This is a genomic window from Acidovorax sp. GW821-FHT10E03, from assembly GCF_059415205.1.
The window spans coordinates 120,995-144,778 of record NZ_JBWKMU010000010.1 but is presented as its reverse complement, the minus strand read 5'-3'; the positions used below and the strand labels follow the sequence as shown (position 1 = coordinate 144,778).

The 23,784-nt window shown below is 69.2% G+C and carries 26 protein-coding genes; 19 read left to right on the top strand and 7 right to left on the bottom strand.

The genetic code is table 11. The annotated features are described in order from the left end of the window. Positions 1-88: 88 nt before the first annotated feature. Positions 89-715, bottom strand: coding sequence for a Crp/Fnr family transcriptional regulator (locus tag AC07OD_RS18795; protein WP_492806760.1), 627 nt, complete (start codon positions 713-715; stop codon positions 89-91). Between the two features lie 152 nt (positions 716-867). Here AC07OD_RS18795 and mnmG point away from each other — a divergent pair, with 152 nt between their 5' ends. From mnmG to AC07OD_RS18720, 15 genes are all read left to right on the top strand, one after another. Then, positions 868-2,844: a tRNA uridine-5-carboxymethylaminomethyl(34) synthesis enzyme MnmG gene (mnmG, locus tag AC07OD_RS18790; protein WP_494597716.1), complete on the top strand. Its 1,977-nt coding sequence runs from the start codon at positions 868-870 to the stop codon at positions 2,842-2,844. A gap of 2 nt (positions 2,845-2,846) precedes the next feature. After that, positions 2,847-3,527 (top strand): 16S rRNA (guanine(527)-N(7))-methyltransferase RsmG, encoded by a 681-nt coding sequence (gene rsmG / locus AC07OD_RS18785; protein WP_494597773.1) that lies wholly within the window; start codon positions 2,847-2,849, stop codon positions 3,525-3,527. 139 nt (positions 3,528-3,666) lie between these two features. Then, positions 3,667-4,281 carry a LysE family transporter gene (locus AC07OD_RS18780; RefSeq protein ID WP_218296421.1) on the top strand — a complete coding sequence of 205 codons (615 nt, stop codon included), beginning with the start codon at positions 3,667-3,669 and terminating at the stop codon, positions 4,279-4,281. Positions 4,282-4,314: 33 nt separating this feature from the next. After that, the gene (locus tag AC07OD_RS18775) at positions 4,315-5,127 is read left to right on the top strand and encodes a ParA family protein (protein WP_492254280.1); all 813 of its coding nucleotides are present in this window, start codon (positions 4,315-4,317) and stop codon (positions 5,125-5,127) included. 34 nt (positions 5,128-5,161) lie between these two features. Further along, complete coding sequence (locus tag AC07OD_RS18770; protein ID WP_492806764.1) at positions 5,162-5,704, top strand: RBBP9/YdeN family alpha/beta hydrolase; 543 nt, start codon at positions 5,162-5,164, stop codon at positions 5,702-5,704. 70 nt (positions 5,705-5,774) lie between these two features. Further along, on the top strand, positions 5,775-6,071 hold the full coding sequence (locus AC07OD_RS18765) for a cupin domain-containing protein (protein ID WP_494597715.1): 297 nt from the start codon (positions 5,775-5,777) through the stop codon (positions 6,069-6,071). 37 nt (positions 6,072-6,108) lie between these two features. Beyond that, positions 6,109-7,032, top strand: a complete 924-nt coding sequence (locus tag AC07OD_RS18760) for a ParB/RepB/Spo0J family partition protein (protein WP_218339274.1) — start codon at positions 6,109-6,111, stop codon at positions 7,030-7,032. A gap of 212 nt (positions 7,033-7,244) precedes the next feature. Then, positions 7,245-8,585, top strand: a complete 1,341-nt coding sequence (locus AC07OD_RS18755; protein ID WP_494597714.1) for a hypothetical protein — start codon at positions 7,245-7,247, stop codon at positions 8,583-8,585. 10 nt (positions 8,586-8,595) lie between these two features. After that, on the top strand, positions 8,596-9,339 hold the full coding sequence (locus AC07OD_RS18750) for a class I SAM-dependent methyltransferase (protein WP_218339272.1): 744 nt from the start codon (positions 8,596-8,598) through the stop codon (positions 9,337-9,339). Positions 9,340-9,666: 327 nt separating this feature from the next. Next, positions 9,667-11,202 carry a COG3014 family protein gene (locus AC07OD_RS18745; protein WP_494597713.1) on the top strand — a complete coding sequence of 512 codons (1,536 nt, stop codon included), beginning with the start codon at positions 9,667-9,669 and terminating at the stop codon, positions 11,200-11,202. A 35-nt stretch (positions 11,203-11,237) separates the two neighbouring features. Then, positions 11,238-11,651 carry a YcfL family putative periplasmic lipoprotein gene (locus AC07OD_RS18740; protein WP_218296429.1) on the top strand — a complete coding sequence of 138 codons (414 nt, stop codon included), beginning with the start codon at positions 11,238-11,240 and terminating at the stop codon, positions 11,649-11,651. Between the two features lie 29 nt (positions 11,652-11,680). Further along, positions 11,681-12,295, top strand: a complete 615-nt coding sequence (gene lpoB, locus AC07OD_RS18735) for a penicillin-binding protein activator LpoB (protein WP_218296430.1) — start codon at positions 11,681-11,683, stop codon at positions 12,293-12,295. A 204-nt stretch (positions 12,296-12,499) separates the two neighbouring features. Continuing rightward, on the top strand, positions 12,500-13,462 hold the full coding sequence (locus AC07OD_RS18730; protein ID WP_218296431.1) for a hypothetical protein: 963 nt from the start codon (positions 12,500-12,502) through the stop codon (positions 13,460-13,462). A gap of 171 nt (positions 13,463-13,633) precedes the next feature. Then, positions 13,634-14,749, top strand: coding sequence for an alpha/beta fold hydrolase (locus AC07OD_RS18725; RefSeq protein ID WP_494597712.1), 1,116 nt, complete (start codon positions 13,634-13,636; stop codon positions 14,747-14,749). 6 nt (positions 14,750-14,755) lie between these two features. After that, positions 14,756-15,283 carry a DUF4952 domain-containing protein gene (locus AC07OD_RS18720; protein WP_492254284.1) on the top strand — a complete coding sequence of 176 codons (528 nt, stop codon included), beginning with the start codon at positions 14,756-14,758 and terminating at the stop codon, positions 15,281-15,283. A gap of 15 nt (positions 15,284-15,298) precedes the next feature. Here the strand turns inward: AC07OD_RS18720 and AC07OD_RS18715 are convergent, their stop codons facing one another. Then, entirely contained in the window at positions 15,299-15,955 is a 657-nt protein-coding gene (locus AC07OD_RS18715; protein ID WP_370627745.1) for a flavin reductase family protein, read from the bottom strand. Between the two features lie 12 nt (positions 15,956-15,967). After that, the gene (locus AC07OD_RS18710; RefSeq protein WP_492254285.1) at positions 15,968-16,891 is read right to left on the bottom strand and encodes a LysR substrate-binding domain-containing protein; all 924 of its coding nucleotides are present in this window, start codon (positions 16,889-16,891) and stop codon (positions 15,968-15,970) included. A gap of 168 nt (positions 16,892-17,059) precedes the next feature. Between AC07OD_RS18710 and AC07OD_RS18705 the strand changes: the two genes are divergently transcribed. Continuing rightward, positions 17,060-17,467: a tautomerase family protein gene (locus AC07OD_RS18705; protein ID WP_218296435.1), complete on the top strand. Its 408-nt coding sequence runs from the start codon at positions 17,060-17,062 to the stop codon at positions 17,465-17,467. A 71-nt stretch (positions 17,468-17,538) separates the two neighbouring features. On the opposite strand, the gene AC07OD_RS18700 is transcribed toward AC07OD_RS18705, so the two are convergent. Further along, a complete protein-coding gene (locus AC07OD_RS18700) occupies positions 17,539-18,360 on the bottom strand; it encodes an AraC family transcriptional regulator (protein WP_218339269.1) in 822 nt (273 codons plus the stop codon). Positions 18,361-18,488: 128 nt separating this feature from the next. Between AC07OD_RS18700 and AC07OD_RS18695 the strand changes: the two genes are divergently transcribed. The 3 genes from AC07OD_RS18695 to AC07OD_RS18685 all read left to right on the top strand — a co-directional run bounded on the left by AC07OD_RS18695 (position 18,489) and on the right by AC07OD_RS18685 (position 20,911). Further along, positions 18,489-19,751, top strand: coding sequence for an MFS transporter (locus AC07OD_RS18695; protein ID WP_218296437.1), 1,263 nt, complete (start codon positions 18,489-18,491; stop codon positions 19,749-19,751). Between the two features lie 116 nt (positions 19,752-19,867). Beyond that, positions 19,868-20,251 carry a VOC family protein gene (locus tag AC07OD_RS18690; protein ID WP_255591003.1) on the top strand — a complete coding sequence of 128 codons (384 nt, stop codon included), beginning with the start codon at positions 19,868-19,870 and terminating at the stop codon, positions 20,249-20,251. A gap of 147 nt (positions 20,252-20,398) precedes the next feature. Then, a complete protein-coding gene (locus tag AC07OD_RS18685; RefSeq protein ID WP_218296439.1) occupies positions 20,399-20,911 on the top strand; it encodes a DUF1993 domain-containing protein in 513 nt (170 codons plus the stop codon). 238 nt (positions 20,912-21,149) lie between these two features. Here AC07OD_RS18685 and AC07OD_RS18680 read toward each other — a convergent pair whose 3' ends face one another. From AC07OD_RS18680 to AC07OD_RS18670, 3 genes are read right to left on the bottom strand one after another with little or no spacing between them, the layout of a single operon-like run. Continuing rightward, positions 21,150-21,488 carry a DUF3325 domain-containing protein gene (locus AC07OD_RS18680; RefSeq protein WP_494597710.1) on the bottom strand — a complete coding sequence of 113 codons (339 nt, stop codon included), beginning with the start codon at positions 21,486-21,488 and terminating at the stop codon, positions 21,150-21,152. Beyond that, positions 21,481-23,169 (bottom strand): PepSY-associated TM helix domain-containing protein, encoded by a 1,689-nt coding sequence (locus AC07OD_RS18675; protein ID WP_218339266.1) that lies wholly within the window; start codon positions 23,167-23,169, stop codon positions 21,481-21,483. The genes AC07OD_RS18680 and AC07OD_RS18675 overlap by 8 nt, the downstream gene beginning before the upstream one ends. 35 nt (positions 23,170-23,204) lie before the next feature. Next, positions 23,205-23,501 carry an iron uptake protein gene (locus AC07OD_RS18670; protein WP_492806771.1) on the bottom strand — a complete coding sequence of 99 codons (297 nt, stop codon included), beginning with the start codon at positions 23,499-23,501 and terminating at the stop codon, positions 23,205-23,207. Positions 23,502-23,784 lie beyond the last annotated feature (283 nt).

Sequence of the window (23,784 nt, the reverse complement as noted above, 5' to 3'; positions counted from 1 at the left end):
TTATCCTTTGATAAGAGCGGCTCACAAAACTCCCCTGGCGTCGTTGTTCCGTCTTGTCGTACCGCTTGTACTGCCTGCGACGGAACGCCTAGCCAGGGCCGCTACGCTGAGTTTTGTTAGCCGCTCTAAGCCCCATCTCGCTGCGCAGGCGCGACAGCGAGACATCGGTCACGCCCAGGTACGACGCCAAGTGCTTGAGGGCGATGCGCTCGGCCCATTGCGGATGCTGCTCCAGCAAACGGGCGTAGCGCTGGCGGGCGCTGAGCTGCAGAAATTCCTGCTCGCGCTGCATCTTGCCGTCGAGCAGGGCGCAGAGCACCCGGTGCTCCAGCGCGGCCCACGGTGCCCAGCCCGCGCCGGGCAGGGGGCGACTGGAATCGGTGGGCAAGGGCAGCGCCCACACCACGCTGTCTTCCAATGGTTCCACGTGAAACATCACCGGCTGCTGGCGCAGTGTGGGGGTGATGGGCCAGCACAGGGCGCCGTCCAGAAAGAAGTTCTTGTTGGACTCTGCTCCGTCGCGGTCCAGGTAAAACAGCCGCAGGGCGCCGCGCTCCACCCACCACAGGTGCCGCCAGTATTCGCCTGCCCGCAGCAATGGCTGGCCACGCTCCAGCACGCGCCGTTCGGCGCGTGCCCACCAGGCTTCCACGGCCGGGGGCGGGGCGCCAAGCAACTCGGTCAGGAAGAGGGTGAGGGGGTTGGAAACAGACACGGCCTGCGCAAAGTGGGAAAATCGCGGGTTGCCTGCTGGGGCGCCGGGCGCGCCCACCACCAGCAGGGCCGGTGTGCGGCGCCTTGGGTAGGGTGCCCCTGTGCTACCGGGTGTTTTGATTATCGGGCCCGCCAGGCCCCGGAGTGTCCCCCATGTTGTATCCCCAGGAATTTGATGTGATCGTTGTCGGCGGTGGCCATGCGGGCACCGAGGCCGCGCTGGCCGCCGCGCGCATGGGCAGCAAGACGCTGCTGCTCACGCACAACATCGAGACGCTGGGGCAGATGAGCTGCAACCCCAGCATCGGCGGCATCGGCAAGGGCCACCTGGTGAAGGAGGTGGACGCGCTGGGCGGCGCCATGGCGCTGGCCACGGACGAGGGCGGCATCCAGTTCCGCATTCTCAACAGCAGCAAGGGCCCCGCCGTGCGGGCCACGCGCGCCCAGGCCGACCGCATCCTCTACAAGGCCGCCATCCGCCGCATGCTGGAGAACCAGCCCAATCTGTGGCTGTTCCAGCAGGCGGTGGACGATCTGATGGTGGAGGGCGACCGGGTGGTGGGCGCCGTCACGCAGGTGGGCATCCGCTTTCGCAGCCGGACGGTGGTGCTCACGGCCGGGACGTTCCTGGACGGCAAGATCCATGTGGGGCTGAACAACTACGCGGCCGGCCGGGCCGGGGACCCGCCCGCCGTGTCGCTGTCGGCGCGCCTCAAGGAGCTGAAGCTGCCCCAGGGGCGCCTGAAGACCGGCACGCCACCGCGCATCGATGGGCGCGGCATCGATTTTTCGAAGTGCACCGAGCAGCCCGGCGACGGCATGCCCGGTGGCGTGAACGAGGGCACCGTGCCCGTGTTCAGCTTCATGGGCAACGCGCAGATGCATCCCCAGCAGGTGCCCTGCTGGATCACCCACACCAACGAGCGCACGCACGAGATCATCCGCAGCGGCTTTGACCGCAGCCCCATGTTCACCGGCAAGATCGAGGGCGTGGGCCCGCGCTACTGCCCGAGCGTGGAGGACAAGATCAACCGCTTTGCCGACAAGGACAGCCACCAGATTTTCCTGGAACCCGAAGGCCTGACCACACACGAGTACTACCCCAACGGCATCAGCACCAGCCTGCCGTTCGACATCCAGTACGACCTGGTGCGCAGCATGCCAGGCCTGGAGAATGCGCACATCCTGCGCCCTGGCTACGCCATCGAATACGACTACTTCGACCCGCGCTCGCTCAAGAGCAGCTTCGAGACGCGGCAGATCCAGGGCCTGTTCTTCGCCGGGCAGATCAACGGCACCACGGGCTACGAAGAGGCGGCGGCGCAGGGCCTGTTCGCCGGCATCAATGCCGCGCTGCAGTGCCGGGGCGAAGCCGCCTGGCTGCCCGGCCGTGATGAGGCCTACCTGGGCGTGCTGGTGGACGACCTCATCACCAAGGGCGTGACCGAGCCCTACCGCATGTTCACCAGCCGGGCCGAGTTCCGTCTGCAGCTGCGCGAGGACAACGCCGACATGCGCCTGACCGAAGCAGGGCGCCGCATGGGCCTGGTGGACGATGCGCGCTGGGATGCGTTCAGCCGCAAGCGCGATGCGGTTTCACGTGAAACAGAGCGTCTGAAAGCCACCTGGGTGAACCCGCGCAACCTGCCCGCGGCCGAGTCGGAGCGCGTGCTGGGCAAGAGCATCGAGCACGAATACAACCTGTTCGAGCTGCTGCGCCGCCCGGATGTGAACTACGCCAGCCTGGTGTCCATGGACGGCGGCAAGTACGCCTCCAGCGAGGTTTCACGTGAAACACTGGGGCCCTTGAGCGAGCCCGTGGTGGAGCAGGTGGAGATTGCGGCCAAGTATTCGGGCTACATCGACCGCCAGAAGGGCGAGGTGGAACGCGCCGCGCACTTCGAGAAACTGCGCCTGCCGCCCGACCTGGACTACATGCAGGTCACGGCCCTGAGCATCGAGGCGCGCCAGGTGCTCAGCCGCCACCGGCCCGAGACCCTGGGCCACGCATCGCGCATCACGGGCATCACGCCGGCGGCGATCTCGCTGTTGATGGTGCATCTGAAGAAGGGTGGCTTCAAGGAATTTGCCGTCGCCCCGTCCAAGGCTGAAGGCGAAGTCGCGGCATGACGATGACCGTACCCCACAACGACGCATTGCGCAGCCAGTTGCAGGCGGGTGCAGATGCTCTGGGCCTGGGCCTGGGCGATGACCAGGTCAGCCAGCTGATGGAATTTCTGGCCCTGCTGCAGAAGTGGAACAAGGTCTACAACCTGACCTCGGTGCGCGACCCGCAGGAGATGATGACGCACCATTTGCTCGACAGCCTGGCGGCGGTGGCACCGCTGCGCCGGCACGTCGCCACCCTGGAGCAACAGGGCCTGGCAGCGGGCTCGGTGCGCCTGCTGGATGTCGGCTCGGGCGGCGGGCTGCCCGGTGTGGTGTTCGCCATCTGCTGCCCGGCGGTGGATGTGAGCTGCGTGGACACGGTGGGCAAGAAGGCGGCGTTCATCCAGCAAGCGGCGGTGTCCTTGAAGCTGCGCAACCTGCATGGGGTGCATGCGCGCGTGGAGACATTGACGATGCCGTTCGACATCATCAGCTGCCGTGCGTTTGCTTCGCTGCCCGACTTCGTGACCTGGTCGCAGGGTGCACTGGCCGCGCCCCACGGCGTGTGGCTGGCCATGAAGGGCAAGCACCCAGAGGACGAGATCGCAGCCCTGCCCGCGGGTGCGTCGGTGTTTCACGTGGAACCACTGACTGTCCCGGGCCTGGAGGCCGAGCGCTGCATCATCTGGTTGAAGCCCGCCTGAGGTTTTTTGGGACGGGTTTGCCAGCCGCTGGCATGCGGATGAGGGAGCAGGGCGGGGTGGTCGCTTAAACTCGGCTGCTCATCGTGGGTGCGCCGCATGTCGCGGCACCCCCTCCAGATCCAGCACACCGGGAGAGATCATGTTCGGCATCGCAGACTACGGCGCCTTTGTCGCCGCCATCGTGTTGTTCCTGCTCATTCCGGGCCCCGGGAATCTGGCGCTCATCACCTCCACCAGCAAGGGCGGCGTGCGCGGCGGCATGGCCGCCACCATGGGCGTGATCGCGGGCGACCAGGTGCTGATGTGGGCGGCGGTGGCCGGGGTGGCGGCCTTGCTGGCCACGTACCCGACGGCGTTCCATGCGGTGCAGTGGCTGGGGGCCGCCTACCTGGCCTGGCTGGGCTTCAAGATGCTCACGGCCAAGCCGGGGGCACAACCCATCCTCAACATCCAGCCGCGCCACTATTTCAAGCAGGCGGGGCTCATCACCCTGCTCAACCCCAAGGCCATCGTGTTCTACATGGCGTTCTTCCCGCTGTTCGTGGATCCGGCGCGCCACCAGGGCATGCTGACCTTTGGCGTGATGGCGGCTACCGTGGCGGTGCTGACGTTCCTCTACGGGCTGGTCGCCGTGCTGCTCACGCACCACCTGGCCGCGCGCATGCGCGCCAACCCGCGCATCGGCCGCGTGCTGGAAAAAGTGGCGGGCGTCTTTCTGATCGGCTTTGGCATCAAGCTGGCCATCTCCAAGTAAAACAACGACAACAACACGGACTGCAACACCCACATGGCCAAAATTTTCTGCGTTGCCAATCAGAAGGGTGGTGTTGGCAAGACCACCACCACCGTGAACCTTGCTGCCGGGCTGGCCAAGATCGGCCAGCGCGTGCTGATGGTGGACCTGGACCCGCAGGGCAATGCCACCATGGGCTCGGGCGTGGACAAGCGCAGCCTGGACCTCACGGTGTACGACGTGCTGCTCGAATCCGCCTCGGTCAAAGAGGCCGCCGTGCTGTCGGAAAAATGTGGCTACTGGGTGCTGGGCGCCAACCGCGAGCTGGCGGGCGCCGAGGTGGAACTGGTGGCGCTGGAGCACCGCGAAAAGCGCCTGAAGGCCGCGTTGGCAGAGGCCGATGGCGACTACGACTTCGTGCTCATCGACTGCCCGCCGTCGCTGTCCATGCTCACGCTCAACGGCCTGTGCAGCGCCCACGGCGTGATCGTGCCCATGCAGTGCGAATACTTCGCGCTCGAAGGCCTGACCGACCTGGTCAACACCATCAAGCAGGTGCACGCCAACCTCAATGCCGACCTGCAGATCATCGGCCTGCTGCGGGTGATGTTCGACCCGCGCATCACCCTGCAGCAGCAGGTGAGCGACCAGCTCAAGGGCCATTTCGGCGACAAGGTGTTCAACAGCGTGATCCCGCGCAACGTGCGCCTGGCCGAGGCGCCCAGCTATGGCCTGCCTGGTGTGGTGTTCGACCCGGCCGCCAAGGGCAGCCAGGCCTTTGTGGAGTTTGCGCAGGAGATGGTCGAGCGCGTGCACACCATGCCGGCGGCAGCATCTTCCATGGCAAAAATGGCCCCTAACGCTTGATGGAAAAGCGCTGATAGCTATTGAATTGATAGTAATGAAGGCTTCCAACATCCTGCTGCTGCCCGGCTGGCAGAACTCGGGCCCCGGCCACTGGCAAAGCCTGTGGGAGGCCCGCCACGGCTACCACCGCGTGGAGCAGCACGACTGGATGCGCCCGCTGCGCGGCGACTGGTCGGCGCGGCTGGAGGAAACCGTGGTCGATGCCGACGGCCCCGTGGTGCTGGCGGCGCACAGCCTGGGCTGCATCCTTACCGCGTGGTGGGCTGCGCATTCGGCCAATGCGCACCGCGTGGTGGGCGCGCTGCTGGTGGCGCCGGGCGATGTGGAACGCCCCGACCTGGCCGCGCAGATCCACGGCTGGGCGCCCATTGCACGCAAACCCCTGCCGTTCCCCGCCGTGCTGGTGGGCAGCCGCAACGATCCGTATTGCAGCCTGGAGCGCGCCGAAGGTTTGGCGCAGGCCTGGGGCGCGCGCTTCATCGACTACGGCGAGCGCGGCCACATCAATGCCGAATCGGGCCTGGGCGATTGGGATGAGGGGCATGGCTGGCTGCTGCAGCTGGCCAACCCGGCATGAGCCGCTGGGCCTTGTGGCGCGTGGTGCGCCGTGTAGCCGTCAGCTACCGAATTTCTCAGTGATCCGATCCATGACCAAAATCAAGCTGCCCGCCATCGCCGACCAACTGCCCCGCGCCTGGAACTCCATCGTCGTGGGCCAAGCCGCCGGCGCCAACGTCAAGGTGCTGCGCATGGACGACGCCGCCTACCCCGACGAGTCGCACGACTTTGACGAAGCGCTGCTGGTGCTCGACGGCTGCATGCGCCTCGCCCTGCAGGGGCAGGTCACCGAGGTGAACGCGGGTGAGGTGTTCATCGTGCCCGCTGGCGTGCCCCACGCGGTGGCACCGGGCAGCCATGGCACGCTGGTCATCATCGACCGCTGAAGAATCTTTCCCCATTCCTTTTCGCGAGAAGCATTTCATGGTCACCAAAAAACCCAAGGGCCTCGGCCGAGGCCTCGAAGCCCTGCTGGGCCCCAAGGTCGAAGAAAAAGTGGAACAGGCCCAGGCGGCTGAAGCCGGGCTGCCCAGCAGCCTGCCGCTGTCTGAACTGGTGCCCGGCGTGTACCAGCCCCGCACGCGCATGGACGAAGGGGCGCTGTATGAGCTGGCCGAATCCATCAAGGCCCAGGGCATCATGCAACCTATCCTGGTGCGGCGTCTTGCGAGCGGAGACAACGCGGGCAAGTACGAAATCATCGCGGGCGAGCGGCGCTTTCGGGCCTCGCGCCTGGCGGGCCTGGCCGAGGTGCCGGTGCTGGTGCGCGACGTGCCCGACGAGTCGGCGGCCGCCATGGCGCTCATCGAGAACATCCAGCGCGAGGACCTCAACCCGCTGGAAGAAGCCCATGGCCTGCAGCGCCTGGTCAAGGAATTCGGCCTCACGCACGAGCTGGCCGCGCAGGCCGTGGGCCGCTCGCGCAGCGCCGCCAGCAACCTGCTGCGCCTGTTGAACCTGGCCGAGCCGGTGCAGACCATGCTGATGGCCGGCGACATCGACATGGGCCATGCGCGCGCGCTGCTGTCGCTGGACCGCGCCGCGCAGATCACGGCGGGCAACCAGATCGCGGCCAAGAAACTGTCGGTGCGCGAGGCCGAGGCGCTGGTCAAGAAGATCGGCGCCGAGTTCAGCCTGGTGCCGCAAAAGCCCCAGAAGGAAAAGTCGCGCGACTTGAAGCGCGTGGAGGAAGAACTCTCGGACCTGCTCATGGCCGAGGTCGAGGTGCGCGTGAAAAAGCGCGTGAAGCGCCACGGCCGGGTGGAGGACATGGGCGAGCTGGCGATCCAGTTCGGCTCGCTGGAGGCCTTGAACGGGCTGATCGACCGCCTGCGGGGTCAGGCCTAGCCTTCTTGTGCCGGGGATGTGTGAAATAGCGCACACAAGCGGTTTCCACACGTAACTTGCGCAGGCAAAATGCGTCTGTGCGGGGCCTACACTGCGCTGCGTTCAACACACCCGGGTTGACCGCAAGGCCTCTTCACAGGGCGGCGATACAGCCGCCCTGCGGCCCACGATGGTTTGCCGGGTGATCCATGCATCTCCTGGAGCAGACCCCCATGACCCCTTTGCGCTTCGTCCTGACCCCCGCCTGCCTGGCCGTTGGCCTGTGCATCGCCAGCCTGGGCGCCCAGGCCCAAAACACCAAACCCCCCAAGGTCCAGCTGTGGATGGACGTGTCCACCGGCACCATGGCGGGCATGCCCGAGATGGACAGCCTGCCCGGCGGGGGCGGCATGCTCGGCGGCCTCATGGGCGGCGGCGCGCAGGGCAGGGCGGGCGGTGGCAACACGGCCTACGGCAACGCCCGCGCCATGTCCATCATGCCGCCGCGTGTCATCGACATCGCCTTGCACAACACCCTGCGCCCCGGCGTCGAGGCCAGCCAGGCCATTCCGGCGGGCATGCGCATGGGCGAATCCCTGCCGCTGGTCCCCCCGCGCGCACAGCCCACCCAGACCGAGCCGGGTGAGGTGCCCCAGGAATACCAGCAGCACCAGCCCAAGGGCCGCATCCTGCTGTACTGGGGCTGCGGGAGCGCGGTGCGCGCGGGCCAGCCGCGCGTGATCGACCTGGCGCGCGCCAAGCCGTCCGACTATGCCCAGGCCTTCGCCGGCCGCGCCGTGCCCGACCGGGGGCCGCGCGTGGGCCCCTCCTATGCGCTGTACCCCAACGAACGCAACCAGGTGAGCCTGTCGGCGGGCAGCTCCCTGGTGGGCGAACACCAGGTGCGCGGCGATGGCGTGCCTGCATCCATGAAGTTCACGCTCGGTGCCGCGCAGGACCTGATGCCCGCCATCGACCTGCGCACCACCGGCAAGCCGCAGGACAGCATGGGCACCAGCTGGCAGCCCGTGCGCAATGCGCGCGCCTACTACCTGCACGCCATGTCGCAGAACGGGGACGACCTCGTGATGTGGTCCAGCGCCGAGACGCCCGACACGGGCATGGGTCTGTTCGACTACCTGTCGCCCGCCACCATCGACCGCTGGCTCAAGGAGCGTGTGCTGCTCTCGCCCGAAACCACGCAGTGCGCCATCCCGCAGGGCATCTTCGCGGGCGGCGGGCGCGATGCCACGCCCATGCTGCGCATGATGGCCTACGGCGGCGAAAGCCACATCGTGCACCCCCCGCGCCCGGCCGACCCCAAGGCAGCCTGGGAGCCCGAGTGGGCCGTGCGCGTGCGCGTCAAGTCGCACACCATGGCCATGCTGGGCGAAGAGATGCAGGGGCGGCGCGGCGGCAGCATGGGCACGGCACCCGGCGCACCCTCGGGCGGCGCCTATTCCAGCGGCATGGGCGGCGCGCCGGCAGGCCAGCAGCCAGCGGGCGAGGGTGGCACGGATGCAGGCAACGTGGTCAACCCCGTCAACCTGCTGCGCGGCATTTTTGGCCGCTGAGCACGAACCCATGCTGGCCCTGCGCATGCCCTGGCCCCTGCCCGCGTTGCTGGCGTGGGCGTGCGCGTGGCTCATTTTTGTGGCCCTGCAGCGCGCGGTCCCACCGGTGGCGGCCTTGCTGGCCGCCTGCCTGATCGGGACGGCGGCCAGCGTGCTGGGCGGCAGCTGGTGGCGGCGCGGGCTGATCGCGGCGGGCTTTCCGCTGTCGCTGGCGCTGCTGGGCGCGGCCAGCCTGCCGACCTGGGCGTGGCTGGTGCCGCTGGCGCTGCTGCTGCTGGTCTACCCGCTCAACGCCTGGCGCGATGCGCCGCTGTTTCCCACGCCCCACCATGCGCTGCAGTCCCTGGCCTCGCAGGCCCCGCTGCCGCTGGGGGCGCGGGTGCTGGACGCGGGGAGCGGCGTGGGCGATGGCCTGAAGGCACTGCGCCACGCCTACCCGGCCGCGCAGCTGGAGGGCATCGAATGGAGCTGGCCCCTGCGCCTGCTGTGCGCCCTGCGGTGCCCCTGGGCCCGCGTGCGGCGCGCCGACATGTGGGCCGAGGACTGGAGCCCCTACCGCATGGTGTACCTGTTCCAACGGCCCGAGAGCATGGCCCGCGCCGCCGCCAAGGCCCAGGCCGAGCTGGCGCCCGGCGCGTGGCTGGTGAGCCTGGAATTCGCAATCCCCGGCGTGCTGCCCAGCGTGCAGCTGCGCGCGCCGGGGGGCCGCGTGGTGTGGCTCTACCGCATGCCGTTCAACCGCGTGGAGGCATGAGATGCCACTGTTCCATGGCGATTTGAGCCGTTCGGCGCGGTTACAGAAAAGATACAAGCTTTTGCTACATTGCGTCCCTGGCTACAACCCCATACAAAACTACCAAGAAACTCACAGCCAGAGGGGGCTGCCAGCAGCACGTGAAAGCGCCGGGAGGGGGCGCACGCGCAGCGAGCACCTTCCTTGTCCGGATCTCCCATCCTGCAGGCGCTTTCCGCCGTCGCGGCGCACCTCCCTGACCGGTGCGCGCCTGGCGTGGCGCGGCCTTGCGCGTGGGCAGTGCCGGGGTTTTCTGGTGCGCAACCGACCGATCTGCAAGGAGCATCCATGACCGCCCACCCATCCCGTTTCCGCCCGCGCCTTCTGTGGGTGCTGGCCCTGAGCGCCGCCCTCACGGGCTGCGCCACCATGCAGAGCCATGACAAGCTGGCGACCGACATGCAGAACGCCGGGCGCAGCGGCGGCATTCCCGCGGCCATCGCCCAGCTCGAGAGCACCGCCAAGACCGAGGAAGAAAAGACCGCGCTCCTGTTCAACATGGAACGCGGCGAGCTGCTGCGCATGGACCGCCGCTACCCCGACAGCACCAACGCCTTCCTGCTGGCCGACATCAAGGTCAAGGAATGGGAAGAAACCGCCAAGACCAACCCCAGCAAGCTCATGGGCACCGTGGGCGCCGCGCTGATCAGCGAACGCCTGAAGGTCTATGAAGGCCAGGACTATGAAAAGGTGTGGGTGACCACGCGCCTGGCGCTCAACCGCATGGCCGTGGGCGACTTCGAGAACGCCCGCGTGGACATCAAGCGCACCCACGAGCGCGAGGCCATCATTGCCGAGTTCCGTGCCAAGGAAACCCTGGCGGCGGAAGAAGAAGCCAAGTCCAAGGGCGCCACCTCGGGGGGCAAGGAACTCAACGGCTACCCCGTCGAGACGCTCAACGACCCCGAGGTGCTGGCCCTCAAGAACGGCTACCAGAACGCCCTTTCGCACTACCTCGCCGGCTTCCTGTACGAAATGCTCAACGAGCCCGGCCTGGCCGCGCCCGGCTACCGCAAGGCCATCGAGCTCAAGCCCGAAACCGGCGTGCTCGAAGAAGGCCTGCGCGGCCTGGACACCCGCACCGGCTTCACCTGGAAGCGCCGCCAGCGCATGACCGACGTGCTCTTCATCGTGGAAGCCGGTGACGCCCCCGCGCGCAAGCCCAAGGCCTTCACGCTTCCGGTGCCCACGGGCCGGGGCATGGTCACGGCCAGTATTTCCTACCCCGTGATCGAGCCGTCCAAGGACGCGTTGCTGACCACCATCTCCGCCGCGGGCACCGACCTCAAGCTCGAAAAGGTGGTGGACGTGAACGTGATGGCGCGCCGCGCGCTCAAGGACGAAATGCCCGGCATGGTGCTGCGCGGCTTCACCCGCGCCGTGGCCAAGGGCGTGCTGCAGAACGAGCTGCAAAAGCGCGGCGGCCTGATCGGCGGCATCATCGGCGCGGCGGCCTCGGTGGCCACCGAGCAGGCCGACGACCGCATGTGGCGCATGCTGCCCGGCCGCGTGTACGTGGCCCGTGGCTACCTGCCACCGGGCGAGCATGTGGTGAGCGTGAACGGCCGCCAGCTGCCCCAGCCCATCAAGATCGACGGCCAGTACGCCCTGGTGCCCCTGCGCATGTACGACAACAGCGTGCTGACCGGCGATGTGGCCATGCTGGGCCAGCTGCCCACCGTGGCCGCCGCGCCGCCGCCCGCCGCGACAGAGCCTGCCACCACCGTGCGCACGACGACCACCACCACCAGCCGGACGCGCTCGGTGCCCAAGTCGGTGGTCAAGTCCACCTCGGCCACGCCCGCGCCCGCCGCCAAGAACTAAAACCGCACATGTCCCATTTCCAAGGAGCCTCTGGCATGAGAACCCGTTTTGCCCTTGCCGCCGCCGCACCCGCCATCGCGTGCGCGGCCCTCACCCTGACCCTGGCCACCGCGGCCCGCGCCCAGCTGCACGACCCGGCCACGCCGCTGGCCGTGGCCTCCAAGGTGGCGCTGCGCGGCGAGGCCAACAGCATCGCCGTGCGCGAGATGCGCATCGTGCGCAAGAACGACATCCTCGTCGTGCAGGCCGACATGGCCAACATGGGCCGCACCGACCGCACCGTGTTCTATCGCTTCAAGTGGCTGGACAACGTGGGCAACCAGGTGGGCGACGGCGAATCGTGGAAGCAGATGAGCGTGCTCGGCCTGGGCCAGCAAACCGTCAAGAGCGTGGCGCCGACCAGCGCCGCCGTCGACCTGCGCCTGGAAATGAACGTAGAACCGCGCTGAACACCACAGTGCCGACCGGAGAAAACAACATGCAACGCAACACCATTCAGCGCACCACGCTCATCCTGGCCTTCGCGGCCAGCACCCTGGCCCTCTCGGCCTGCCAGAACCTGTCCTCGCCCACCGTGCGTTTTGACCGCCAGGTCAACTACGGCGACGCCAAGGCCGTCGAGCTGGTGACCAACGAATTCGGCTCCACCGACCTGCAGATGATCGCCGAGAAGATGACCGGCGGCCTGCTCGAAACCGGCATCTTCCAGGGCCGCCCCACGGTGACGATCTCCACCGTGAAGAACAAGACCAGCGAGTACATCGACACCACCAACGTGATGAACTCGATCCAGACGGCGCTGGTCAAGTCGGGCAAGGTGCGCTTCGTGCGCTCCATCAACGAGATGCAGGCCGGTGTGGACGAGCTGCAGCGCCAGAACCAGAGCGGCCTGTACAAGCAGGGCACCACCGCCAAGGTCGGCCAGATGACGGCCGCCAAGTACAGCATGGAAGGCGAGCTCACCAGCATCGTCAAGCAGAACAACGCGACCAAGGACGTTTACTACAAGTTCACGCTCAAGCTGTTCGATGTGCAGGAAGGCACGATCGAGTGGCAGGATGAAAAAGAGATCCGCAAGACAAGCAAGCGATAAGAAGTAGGCAACCCCCTGAGCGGCTGCGCCGCGTCCCCCTTTCTCTCGCGCTGCGCGCGGGAAGGGGGACGCCGCCAGTGCGGCGGGGCGGCCCTTGCACGGCGGCTGCTGACCTGGGCCGCGCCAGTTTCGAAGGATGAAGGTGCTCCGGCCCGCATCGCTCGACCCATTCATGAATTTCCGTCAGCTCACAAGGAGCACACCATGCAACGCAGAATCACCCTCCACACGGCCCTGGCCGTGATCGCCGCCACCACCATGGCGTGGGGCACCGCCGCCCAGGCGCAGCAGCCGGGCGCCGCGCCCAAGATCGCCGTGACGGACCTGGCCTACGCCCAGCGCGTGTCCGAATATTTCCTGGCCGGCACCTACCAGCGCAGCAGCCAGATGAGCGCGGGCGGCAGCCACAGCGGCGGCTACAGCGCCGGGCCCTACGGCGGGGGCGGCTCGCACTCGGGCAGCCACCACATGCAGGCGTCCGAGCAGGCCAGCGGCACCTACGTGGCCGGCCGCTACAGCTACATCGAGCAGCGCGAGCTCGGCGGCTACACCAACGACATCAAGGGTGCCATCCTGCAGGGCACCTACTTCCGTCTGATCCAGGGCAAGGGCTTCGACGCGGGCAAGCCCCAGCCCTCCAAGGCAGAGCAGGTGCTCAACCAGGTGCAGGGTGGCAAGATGGCCACGCCCCAGGTGCAGCCCCAGGTCAACGACGTGATCAGCCGGATCAAGAAGGGCGAGTTCAACGGCGCTGACTACGTGCTGTTCGGCGTGGTCTCCAGCATCGACTTCACCGATGCGCTCTCGCCCCTGCAGGGCACCACCAGCGCCACGCGCCAGTACGGCCTGCAGCTCCTGGCCGACTTCTCGCTCATCAACACCAAGACCTACGAGATCAAGGCCGCGTTCTCCGCCCAGGGCGAAGGCAACGACACCAAGATCCTGTCGATCCGTGGCGACATCGCCCCGCCCAACCGCGCCAAGGTGATCCGCGAGACCTCGCTGTCGCTCGCGCAGGACGTGTACCAGCAGATGGCCATGCAGCTGGGCTACACCGACGCCCACCTGGCGCGCGGCGTGCGCCCGCCGCCGGTGTACCAGCAGGGCGGCCAGCCCATGCCCGTGCCGCAGCCCCAGCAGCCCGAGCAGGTCCTCATCCTGAAGTAAGGGCATCCCTGGACCGGGGCGTGCCGGTTTTGACTGGATTGCCCCGTTCCGGTTGATGGATAAGCGCGATATGCTATTGATTTGCTAGCATTTTGCGGCCTCAGGCGCCTGGCGGCGCGCCAGTGGCAGGCGCAGCGTTCCGGGTCGCCGCAGTCGTGCCAGACTTCGGCTGTGCTCAACGTCCAACGCTTTTTTTCTTGTGCCGCACCTGGGCGGTCCCTGGCCAGCCCTGCGCTGGCCTTTTTCGTGGCCACGGCCGGGGCCGTGGTGCTCGGCGGCTGCGCCGCGTCGCCACCGCCGTTCTATGCGGCGGCCGTGTCCGGATCGCTGGTGAATGTGTACGGGCCCGAAGCGTCCGCGGGCGCGCCCCAGGCGCCCCCGCAGGCCCCGGCGGCGCCGACCCAGGCCCCGCCGCCGTCGGAGCCGTTTGCACCGCGGCCCCTGCCGGGCGCCGATGGCGCGACGCTCCAGGCCCTCGCGCGCAGCGAGCGCACGGCACCGCTGCGCTACCGCGTGATCGTCATCCCCGGCTCCGGCTGCGCGGGCATGGGCCCGATTGCAGACCGCTATTTCGCCGGCCTGCTGCACGCGCAGGTGCTGGTGCTGCACAAGCCCGGCGTGGACCCGCAGGCGCGCACGGCCCCCGGCGACTGCGCGCGCGAATTCGTGCAGCAGGACCGCCTCTCCACCTGGCTGGCCCACGCGCGTGCGGCCCTGGTCGCGGATGCGCGGCAGCGCGCGCGTGACGGCGCGCCCGCGCTGCCGCAGCTGCTGGTGGGCATCTCCGAAGGGGCCGAACTCTTGCCCGCCCTCGCCCCCGAAGTGCCGCAGCTGGCGGGCCTGGTGCTGCTGTCGGCCAGCGGGCTGGACCCGCAGGAGGCCGGCAGGCTGCAGGCGCAGCGCCTGGGTGCGCAGGAAGACTGGGAGGAACTGGCCCGCGTGGTGGCCGGGAGGCGGCCCGACACCGCCGTGGCGCAGGGCCGCAGCCTGGGTTACTGGCGCGACCTGTGGAGCTGGCCGCTGACCCTGCCGCTGGTGCAAAGCCCCTGGCCCGTGCTGCAGGTGTGGGGCGGCGAGGATGCCCTGGTGCCCCCCGCCGCATACGAACGGTTTGCCGAACTCGCCGCCTTGCGCACCGAGCCCTATTGCGCGCGCAGCCTGCCCGACGCGGACCATGGCCTGCAGCGCCGCGCCGCCGGGGCGGATGGCGTGCAGCAGGTGTGGGCCTGGGCAGAACAATGGGCACGGGACCCGGCCGCAGGCCTGTGCGCGCCCTTGTCGCGGTAACAGGCCATGGCGCAGCGCCACCTGCCGCCGCCTGCATGCCAGCCAGGGGCGCGGCGCATGGAGTGGTGGTGGCCCCGGGGCTGCGCGCCCGTCGCGGTGCCGTGTCTGAGCCTTCTCTTCCTCTTCCTCCTCCTCGCGCCCGCCGCGTTCGGCCAGACGGCCTCGTGCGCTGACTTCCTGGCCGTGCAGCGGCACAAGCCGCCGGGGCTTGAATGGACCGGCTGTGCCGAAGGCCATCTGCACCAGCTGCGCGCGCTGACCGCGACCTATCGGGTACCGGGCGCGCAGGCGGCGGCCGTGGAGCGCTACCTGGCACGCCACACCGGCATGGCGCGGCTGCACTTCGTGTGCTGTGGCTGGGAGCCCCGCAGCCGCCACCGGGGGCGCGAGGGCGCGGGCAGCCTGCCGGGGCCGCAGGGCTTGGCCTACCGCGTGTCCATGCACTCGGGCGAAACGCTGGTCACGCGCCGCGGCGGCTGGGGCGCCATCCCGTGGTTCGAGGTGAGCGTGGCCCTGCCGCTGGAGCCGCCGTAGCGCAGGGGGCGCGGCCTACCGTGGCCGGTACATCTTGAACAACTGCTCCGGCCCCACCGTGAAGTAGTCGGCCGGGCCCCCCGCGCGCAGGATGTGGCCGGCGTTGGCGGTGTCGTACACGCCGTCCTTGAGCAGCCGCTGGTCGATGTGCACGGCCACCACCTCGCCCAGCACCAGCCAGGTGGGCACCTGCACGCCGTCTGCGCCCTGCAGCTGCAGGATCTGCGTGCTGCGGCATTCGAAGGTGACGGGGCTTTCGGCCACGCGGGGTGGGCGCACCTGCGTGGACGGCCGGGGCGTGAGGCCGGCGAGCGTGAACTCGCTGACCTCGGGCGGCGCGTTGGCGCAGCTCTGGTTCATGGCCTCGGCCAGGTCGCGCGTGGCCAGGTTCCACACGAACTCGCCGGTCTCCTGCACGTTGCGCACCGTGTCCTTGAAGCCGATGCTCGCGAAGCCCACGATGGGGGGCACGTAGTTGAACGCGTTGAAGAAGCTGTAGGGCGCGAGGTTGGTGGCTCCGGCCGCGCTCTGCGTGGAGATCCAGCCGATGGGGCGGGGGCCGACGATGGCATTGAACGGGTCGTGCGGCAGGCCGTGGCCCTGGCGGGGTTGGTAGCTGTGGATGGCGGAGTCGGGCATGGCGGCGGGGCGGCGAAGGCAAGGAATGCCCATCGTAGGGCGATCTCAGGGCGCCTGCGGGCCCGGGGGCATTGCGGTGGCCTCGGCCTGCGCCTGCAGCCAGGCGCAGAACACATCGATCCGGGGGTGGGCGCCGGCGCGGCGGCGCAGCACGTAGTCGTAGCCCGAGGCCGCGAAGCCCAGCGGCGCCACCAGCCGGCCGGCCCGCACGTCGTCCAGCACGAGGTGCCAGGGGGCCACCGCCACGCCCAGGCCGCGCACGGCGGCCTCCAGGGTGAAGTAGTAGTGTTCGAACTCGGGGCCCGCGGGTGGGGCGGCAGGCACCGGCGCTCCCGTGGCGGCCGCCCACATGGCCCAGGCGTTGCGCCGCGTGCGCGTGTGGAGCATCAGGGGCTGCAGGGCGGGAGCGGCCATGTCGGCGGGCTGGCGCAGGGCCATGCGCCCGGCCAGCGCGGGGCTCAGCACCGGGCCCAGGTGTTCGGGGAACAGCCGCGTACAGGCCGGGGTGTCCCGCGCCGCGCCGGGCTCCTCGGCGGTGATGGACACGTCGCAGCGCGCGGGGGCGGCGCCTGCGTCGGCGGCGGTGGTGCGCAGGCGCACCTCGATGCCCGGGTGCCGCGCCTGGAAGTCGAACAGCCGGGGGATCAGCCATTTCACGGTGAAGGTGCTGAAGCAGGCCACGTCCAGCGGGCCTCGGCTGCCGTCGCCGATCTCGCGCACGGCCTCGGCGATGTGCGCGAACGCGGTGGTCAGCACGGGCTGCAGCACGCGCGCCGCCGGGGTGAGCGTGGGGCGGGCCTTGCTGCCGTCGAACAGGGGCACGCCCAGGTGCTGCTCGAGCTGGCGCACCTGCCGGCTGATGGCGCCGGGCGTGACCGACAGTTCGTCAGCCGCCGCGGTCATGCGGCCCAGGCGGGCGGCGGCCTCGAAGGCGCGCAGGGCGCCCAGTGGGGGCAGGCGGGGGCTCATCTTTGTGAGTTTAGTGCACAAGGCTGCGGAGAAATCATCGCTTTGCAGGCGGTAGAACGATAGCAACAATGGCCCATGCCATCGGCGGCAGTGCGTGGATCGCCTGAGGGCTGCGCTGCCCGCTTCTACCTATTTAATTGACTTCAGGGAACATACGAGAACACCGCCATGCCTTTCATCCGCACCCATGTTCCGCAAGACACCCCCGCCGCCACGCGCACGGCCATCGTGCAAGGCGTCCACCAGGCGCTGGTGGACAGTATCGGCATGCCGCCGGACGAGCTGTTCAACCTGGTGGCCGGCTACGCGCCCGGGGAGTTCGCCTGCAGCCGCACCTTCAACGGCGTGGCCCGCTCCGACCGCGTGGTGGTGCTCGAGATCACGCTGCGGCGCGGGCGCAGCGATGCGATGAAGCGCGCGCTGTACGCCGCCATCGCGCACAACCTGCACACCCTGGCGGGCGTGGCGCCGGCCGATGTGTTCATCTTCCTGCACGAGAACGACTATTCCGACTGGTCCGTGGGCCACGGCCGCTTTGCGATGGACCTGGTGCAGCAGCGGGTCGCGCCGGGCTGAGGGGCATGGTCCCATCCAGCGACATCCGTTTGCTACAAATTTAATAGCTGTTGGCGCTTTCCGGCCGTGCGCTAGGCCATGTTTTTGCCAATGAACCCGCTGGGCGGCTGCCCCATCGCCGCCTTGAACATCGCGGAGAACGCGCTTTCGCTCGCGTAGCCGCTGGCCGCCGCCACCTGGCCCACGGGCTCGCCGCGCGCCAGGCGGGGCAGGGCATGGGCCAGCACGGCCTGGCGGCGCCACTGTGCGAAGCCCATGCCGAACTGCGCGCGGAACAGGCGGGCCAGCGTGCGCTCGCTGGCGCCGCTGTCGGCCGCCCAGTGCCGCAGCGTGGCGTAGCGGCCGGGCTCGTGCAGCACGGCCTGGCACAGCGCGCGCAGGCGCTTGTCGCTGTGGGGGCCGGGCAGCGGCACGCCCAGGGCCAGGCTTTCGGCCTGGCCGATCTCATCGAGCACCAGCGCGGTCAGGGCGGCCTCGCGCGCGGGGCCGGGGTGCGGGCCGCCCACCGGGTCCAGCGCCGACACCAGCTCGCGCAGCAGGGGCGTCACGGCCATCACGCGACAGTTCGCGCCGCCAGCCGGCACCACGCCGGGGTCGATGTAGAGCGTGCGGAAGGCGGCCGCCTCCAGCACCGCCACGGCGTGCAGCGCGCCGGGGGCGATCCACACCGCGCGCGAGGGTGGCACGATGTACGCGGTGGCGGTGCCCGGTGCGTGCACGCTCACCTGGACCACCCCGCTGGCGCAGTAGGCCAGCTGGCCCCAGGCGTGGCGGTGCGGCTCGAAGTGCGTATCGGCCGGCATGTCGCGCGCCCGCACCCGCACGGGGCTGGCGGGCGTGGGGGTGAACGGGTCGGTGTCGCCCAGGGGAGCGGCTTGGCTGGTACGGGCCATGGGGGGTCGAAAAAAGCAGAAAAGGGGGCGTGGCCGGCGTGCCCCGGATCAACGGTTTGGCGCAAATTCGCCGAAAGCTGTCGTTCCGTCGCATTCCAGAAACCCGGGGCCAATACTACGATGCCGCCATGACCACCGCAAATGTCCACGGCCTTCCGCCTGCCTCCACCCCGCTGCGCGCCGATGCCAGCGTCATCGGGCTGGTCGGCATCGCCCACCTCATCAGCCACTACAGCCAGCTCCTGCTGGCGCCGCTGTTCCCGTGGCTCAAGGACGCGTTCCAGGTCGGCTACACCGAGCTGGGTTTCCTGATGACCATCTTCTTCGTAGTCTCGTGCGCGGTGCAGGCGGGCTCGGGCTTCGTGGTGGACCGCTTCGGGCCCCGGCCCATCCTGTTCGGCGGTCTGGCGCTGCTGGGCCTGGCGGCCTTCGGCTTCGCGGCCAGCACCAGCTACGCCATGCTCGCGGCGTTCTCGGTGCTCGCGGGCATCGGCAACGGCGTGTTCCACCCGGTGGACTACACGCTGCTCAACCGCCGCGTGAGCGCGCCGCGCCTGGGCCACGCCTACAGCGTGCACGGCATCACCGGCAGCCTGGGCTGGGCGCTCGCGCCCGCCATGCTGGTGCCCATCGCCATCGCGACATCGTGGCGCGTGGCGCTGGTGTGCGCGGGCGTGCTGGCGTTCTCGGTGCTGCTGGTGCTGCTGGTCAGCCGCCGCCACCTGGCGCTGCCGCCCATGCCCGCGCCCACCGCTGCGGCCAGGTCCGCCGCCACCGGCGCGGCCGGGCAGGGCGGCAACTTCGCGTTCCTGCGCATCCCCGCCGTGTGGATGTGCTTTGCGTTCTTCTTCTTCTACGCCGTGGCGCTGAACGTGGTGCAGGCCTTTGCCCCCGAGGCCGCGCGCCAGCTGCATGCCGTGCCCGTGGCGCTGGCCGCGATGTGCCTCACGGTCTACATGGTGGCCAGCGCCGGTGGCATGGTGCTGGGCGGCTTCCTGGCGGCCGACCCCAGCCGCTGCGAGCGCATCGTGGGCATCGGTTTCGGCCTGGCGGCCTGCGTGGCCGTGGCGCTGGCCCTGGCGCACCCGCCCGGCGCCCTGGTGCCCGTGCTGTTCGGGGTGATGGGTTTTTGCGCCGGCATCGCCGGCCCCTCGCGCGACCTGCTGGTCAAGCGCTCCACGCCCGAGGGCTCCACGGGCCGCGTCTACGGCATCGTGTATTCGGGCCTCGATATCGGCCAGGCGCTGTCGCCGCTGCTGTTCGGCGTGCTGCTCGACCAGGGCCGCTTCACCGCCGTGCTGCTGGGGCTGGCCGTGGTGCAGGGCGTGCTGATCGCCAGCGCCTTCAACGTGCGCCGGGTGCGCAGGACGGTGGCGCCGGTGGCGGCCTGAACGCGGGCCGGGCGGCCTGCTGCCGGACCCCGTGGCCGCGTGAATCTCGGTGAGAATGGCGGCGGCTGCCCCTCATCGATCCATCCGTCCATTGCGGGAGATTCACCGTGTCCACCATGCCTTCGTCCGGCGCCGTCGTCTTCGCCAAGGACATGCAGCGGCTCGCCGCGTTCTATGAAGGGCTCTGCGGCCTGAACGTGGTCCACGCCGAAAGCGACCATATCGTGCTGGAGTCTGGCGCGGTGCAGATCGTGGTCCACGCCATCCCGCAGCGGATCGCCCGGGCCATCGCCATCACGCAGCCGCCCGTGGTGCGCGAGGAGACCCCCATCAAGCTCTTTTTCGCGGTGCCGGACCTGGCCCAGGCCCGGCTGCGGGCCGTGGCCCTGGGCGGGCAGCTCGCGCCCGCGGCCAGGGAATGGGAGGCCCGGGGCTTTCGGGCCTGCGATGGCCACGACCCCGAGGGCAATGTGATCCAGCTGCGCCAGCACCTGGCCTGACACTGCCGGGCACGAGCCCAAAAGGCGGGGCGCCAGCACGGAGTGCGCCGATGTGCTGCAATGCGCTCCGGTCCCGGCGGGCAAAAAAAGGCCGCCGGGCGCCGACCCTTCCTTCCCTGTGCTTCATCCCAAGACAAGAATCCCGCCATGACATCTCCCCTCTACAACGCCAGCGTTCCCGTTCTCCGCCAGATGCTGGGCTCGCTCAAAGACATCCTGGCCAAGACCGAGGCGCACGCCACGGCGCGCAAGCTCGACCCCGACGCGCTGCTGCAGGCCCGGCTGTTCCCCGACATGTTCCCCATGGCGCGCCAGGTGCTGATCGCCTGCGACTTCGCCAAGGGCGTGGCGGCGCGGCTGGCGGGGGCGGAGGTGCCTTCGTATCCGGATGCGGACCGCCCCGGTTTTGCCGACCTGAACGAGCGCATCGACACCGTGCTGGCGTTCGTGGAAGGCCTGCCCGTGGAGGCGTTTGCCGATGCCGCCACGCGCACCATCACCATCCAGCCCGGCACCGCGCGCGAGCGGCAGTTTCCGGGCGAGCAGTACCTGCTGCACTACGGCCTGCCGCAGTTCTTCTTCCACGTGACCACGGCCTACGCGCTGGCCCGCCACAACGGCGTGGAGCTGGGCAAGCGGGACTACATGGGCAAGATTTGATGCCCCCCTGAGCCGCTGCGCGGCTTCCCCCGAGGGGGAAGCACCCGGTGGCCCGGCGAAGCCGGTTCCACGGGTGCACTGGCGTGGGGGCGCGCCAGTGGTTGAGGGTGTGGCGGAATCGGGTTCGGGGAGCGTCGCCTCCCGGTATTTCACAAGCCGTTCGGGCTGAGCCTGTCGAAGCCGGGGCGCAAACATCGCACCACCCAGCCTGGGCCCGCATGAACTGCGTGCGGCGGTTTTATCGGGCCACGCCAGCGCCGCTGCGCCGCACCCAGGCGATCAGCACGCCCAGCACGCGGGGCCGCCACGACAGTGTGAACGCGATGGTGAGCGCGGCATCCGCGAGCGCCATGAACCACACCAGCGACGCCATCGATGCGTGGTCCACGGCCAGGCACAGGGCCAGGGCCACGAGCAGGCCGGCGGCGCCCATCCAGCGCAGTGTGCGCACGGTGCTGCGCCGCAGGGGCTCGGTGCCGCGCACCTGCTCCCAGTGCGCATCCATCGACAGGGCCAGCCAGCCGAGGCCGACCACGTTGGCGGCCAGGGCCGCCACCAGCAGCAAGGCGTCAGGCACGGGCGGTCTCCAGCGAGGAGGCCGCGCCGCCGTCCACGGCAGGGGCGCCCAGCTGGCCCTGGGCGCGGTGCTTGAGCTTGCGGGCGGCGAGCACGGCGATGGCGCTGCTCGCCAGGATGGCCAGGTCCACGCCCGCCACGGGCCAGTAGCCGTTGCCAAGGGTGCGCAGCAGGTGGTCGCCCGTGGTCACCCAGTTGAGCAGCACGGCCGCCACGCCCAGCACGGCGATGGCCCAGCACTGCTCGGCCCAGGCGGGGGCCATGCGCGCGCTGGCCACGGGCGCGGTGCGCCAGATGCCGTGCACGAAGGCCAGTGCCCAGGCGCCCCAGAAGACATATTGCTCCCAGTCCCCGCGCGCGGGCAGGTCGGTGGGCAGCAGGCGGTTTCCGATCAGCATGGACAGCGCGGCGATCAGCATGCCCGTCACGGTGGAGACCGCGAACGCGTCCACCCAGCGCGCTCCGGTCACGCCCTGCCTGGCGTGCTGGCGCTTGCGTTTTTCCACGAAGAAGATGAAGCCCGTGGCGATGCACACGCAGCCCGAGAGGCCGCCCAGCACATACAGCCAGCGCAGCAGCCAGTGCCGGAAATGCTGCAGGTGCAGCCCGGTGAGGAAGGTGTTGACGCTGGCCACCGGGGTCAGCGGCGGGTCTTCGCGCAGCACCTCGCCGGTGCTGGCCTTGAAGTGGATGCCGTTGCCCACGAGCGCGATGCGGTCGGTGCCCGCGCGGTACACGCTCACGTATGCATTGGCATCGCCCACGTGCTGCACGGTCAGAAAGCCCACGTCGCCCGCCATGCCCTGCGCGGCCCAGCGGCGCTGGGCCTGCGCCACCATCGCGTCCACCGAGGCCAGGGTGCCGGCGGTGCCCGCGCGCTCGTGCGGCAGGCCGGTTTCTGCGGCCTCGTGTTTTTCGTGCAGCTCGTGCAGCGGGTGCAGCTGCGTGTGGGTGATGGGGAAGTAGATGCCGCCAAAGATCACCAGCCCCGAGAACGCGAAGATGAAGTGGAACGGCAGCGCCACCACGCCCGTGAGGTTGTGCAGGTCGAGCGCGCTGCGCTGCGTGTGCTTTCGAGGGCGGAAGGTGAACAGCTCGCGGAAGATCTTGCGGTGCATCACCACGCCGCTGACCAGCGCCACCAGCATCATCAGCGCGGCGAAGCCCACGATCCAGGTGCCCAGGTCCTTCCATTTGAAGTTCAGGCTGTAGTGCAGCGGGTAGAAGAACTGGCTGCCGATCTTGAGGTGGTCGTCGGGCAGCGAGGCGCCCGAGCGCGGATCGATCGTGCGGTTGCCCCAGATGGTGTTGTCGTCGGGGTCCTTGGCATTGGGCAGCTCATAGCCCGCGAACAGGCCCAGCACCGGGTCGCGGTGGGTGGTGTACGCGCCCCAGGTCTTGATGACGGGGAAGCTTTGCGGCACAGGCCCGTTCACGCGGTCCCTGGCGGCCTCGATGTTTTCCGCGCTGGGCCTCATGTCCTGGAAGGCCGGCTGCAGGATCTTGTCGAACGAGGGCATGGGCTGCGGCTCGAAGCGGGTCTGGGGAATGGCCCACCGGTCGATCTCGCGGTCGAACACCGACAGCGAGCCGAAGAAGAAAACGACCATCAGCACGAAGCCCAGCACCAGGCCGAACCAGGTGTGCAGCCAGGCCATGGTGAGCCGGAAGTTCTGGAACATGATGGGTATCTACCTCTTGGGTTCGTGCGCGCGGTTTACAGGATGGCGCGCTGCACCAGCCAGGCGGCGCCGGTCATCAGCGCCCCGCCGCCGGCCAGCACCAGCCACACGCGCTTCACGCTTGCCGCTGAAAACGCCCACAGAAAGGCCACCAGAAAGACGATGAAGCCGACGATGTAGCCCAGGGCCTCCGCATCGTGGAACTCCATCTGCGCCGCGAACAGAAGGCCGATGCCCAGCGCGATGAAGCCCCACGTGAAGGCATAGCCGCCCAGGACGCCCGCGGCGATGCGCGAAACGATGTGCAAGCGGGAAACTGCGCTGGAGGCCATGGCGAAACGGATGCGAACGGGATTGGTGATGAGATTGATTCGTAATTATGCAGCCCTTTGCACCATTTCCCCATTGCGGCCAGGGTGATGGGGCAACGGCCGGCCCGCCCCGCGCGTCGCAGGCTGCGCCCTCGCACGGCCCGTGGCAGCCGAGGGCCCCGGGTGACGGCCCGCCGTGGCGCGGGCCCGGACGATGCTGTCCACGGGTCCACGGGTCCACGGGTCCACGGGTCCACGGGTCCACGGGTCCACGGGTCCACGGGTCCACGGGTCCACGGGTCCA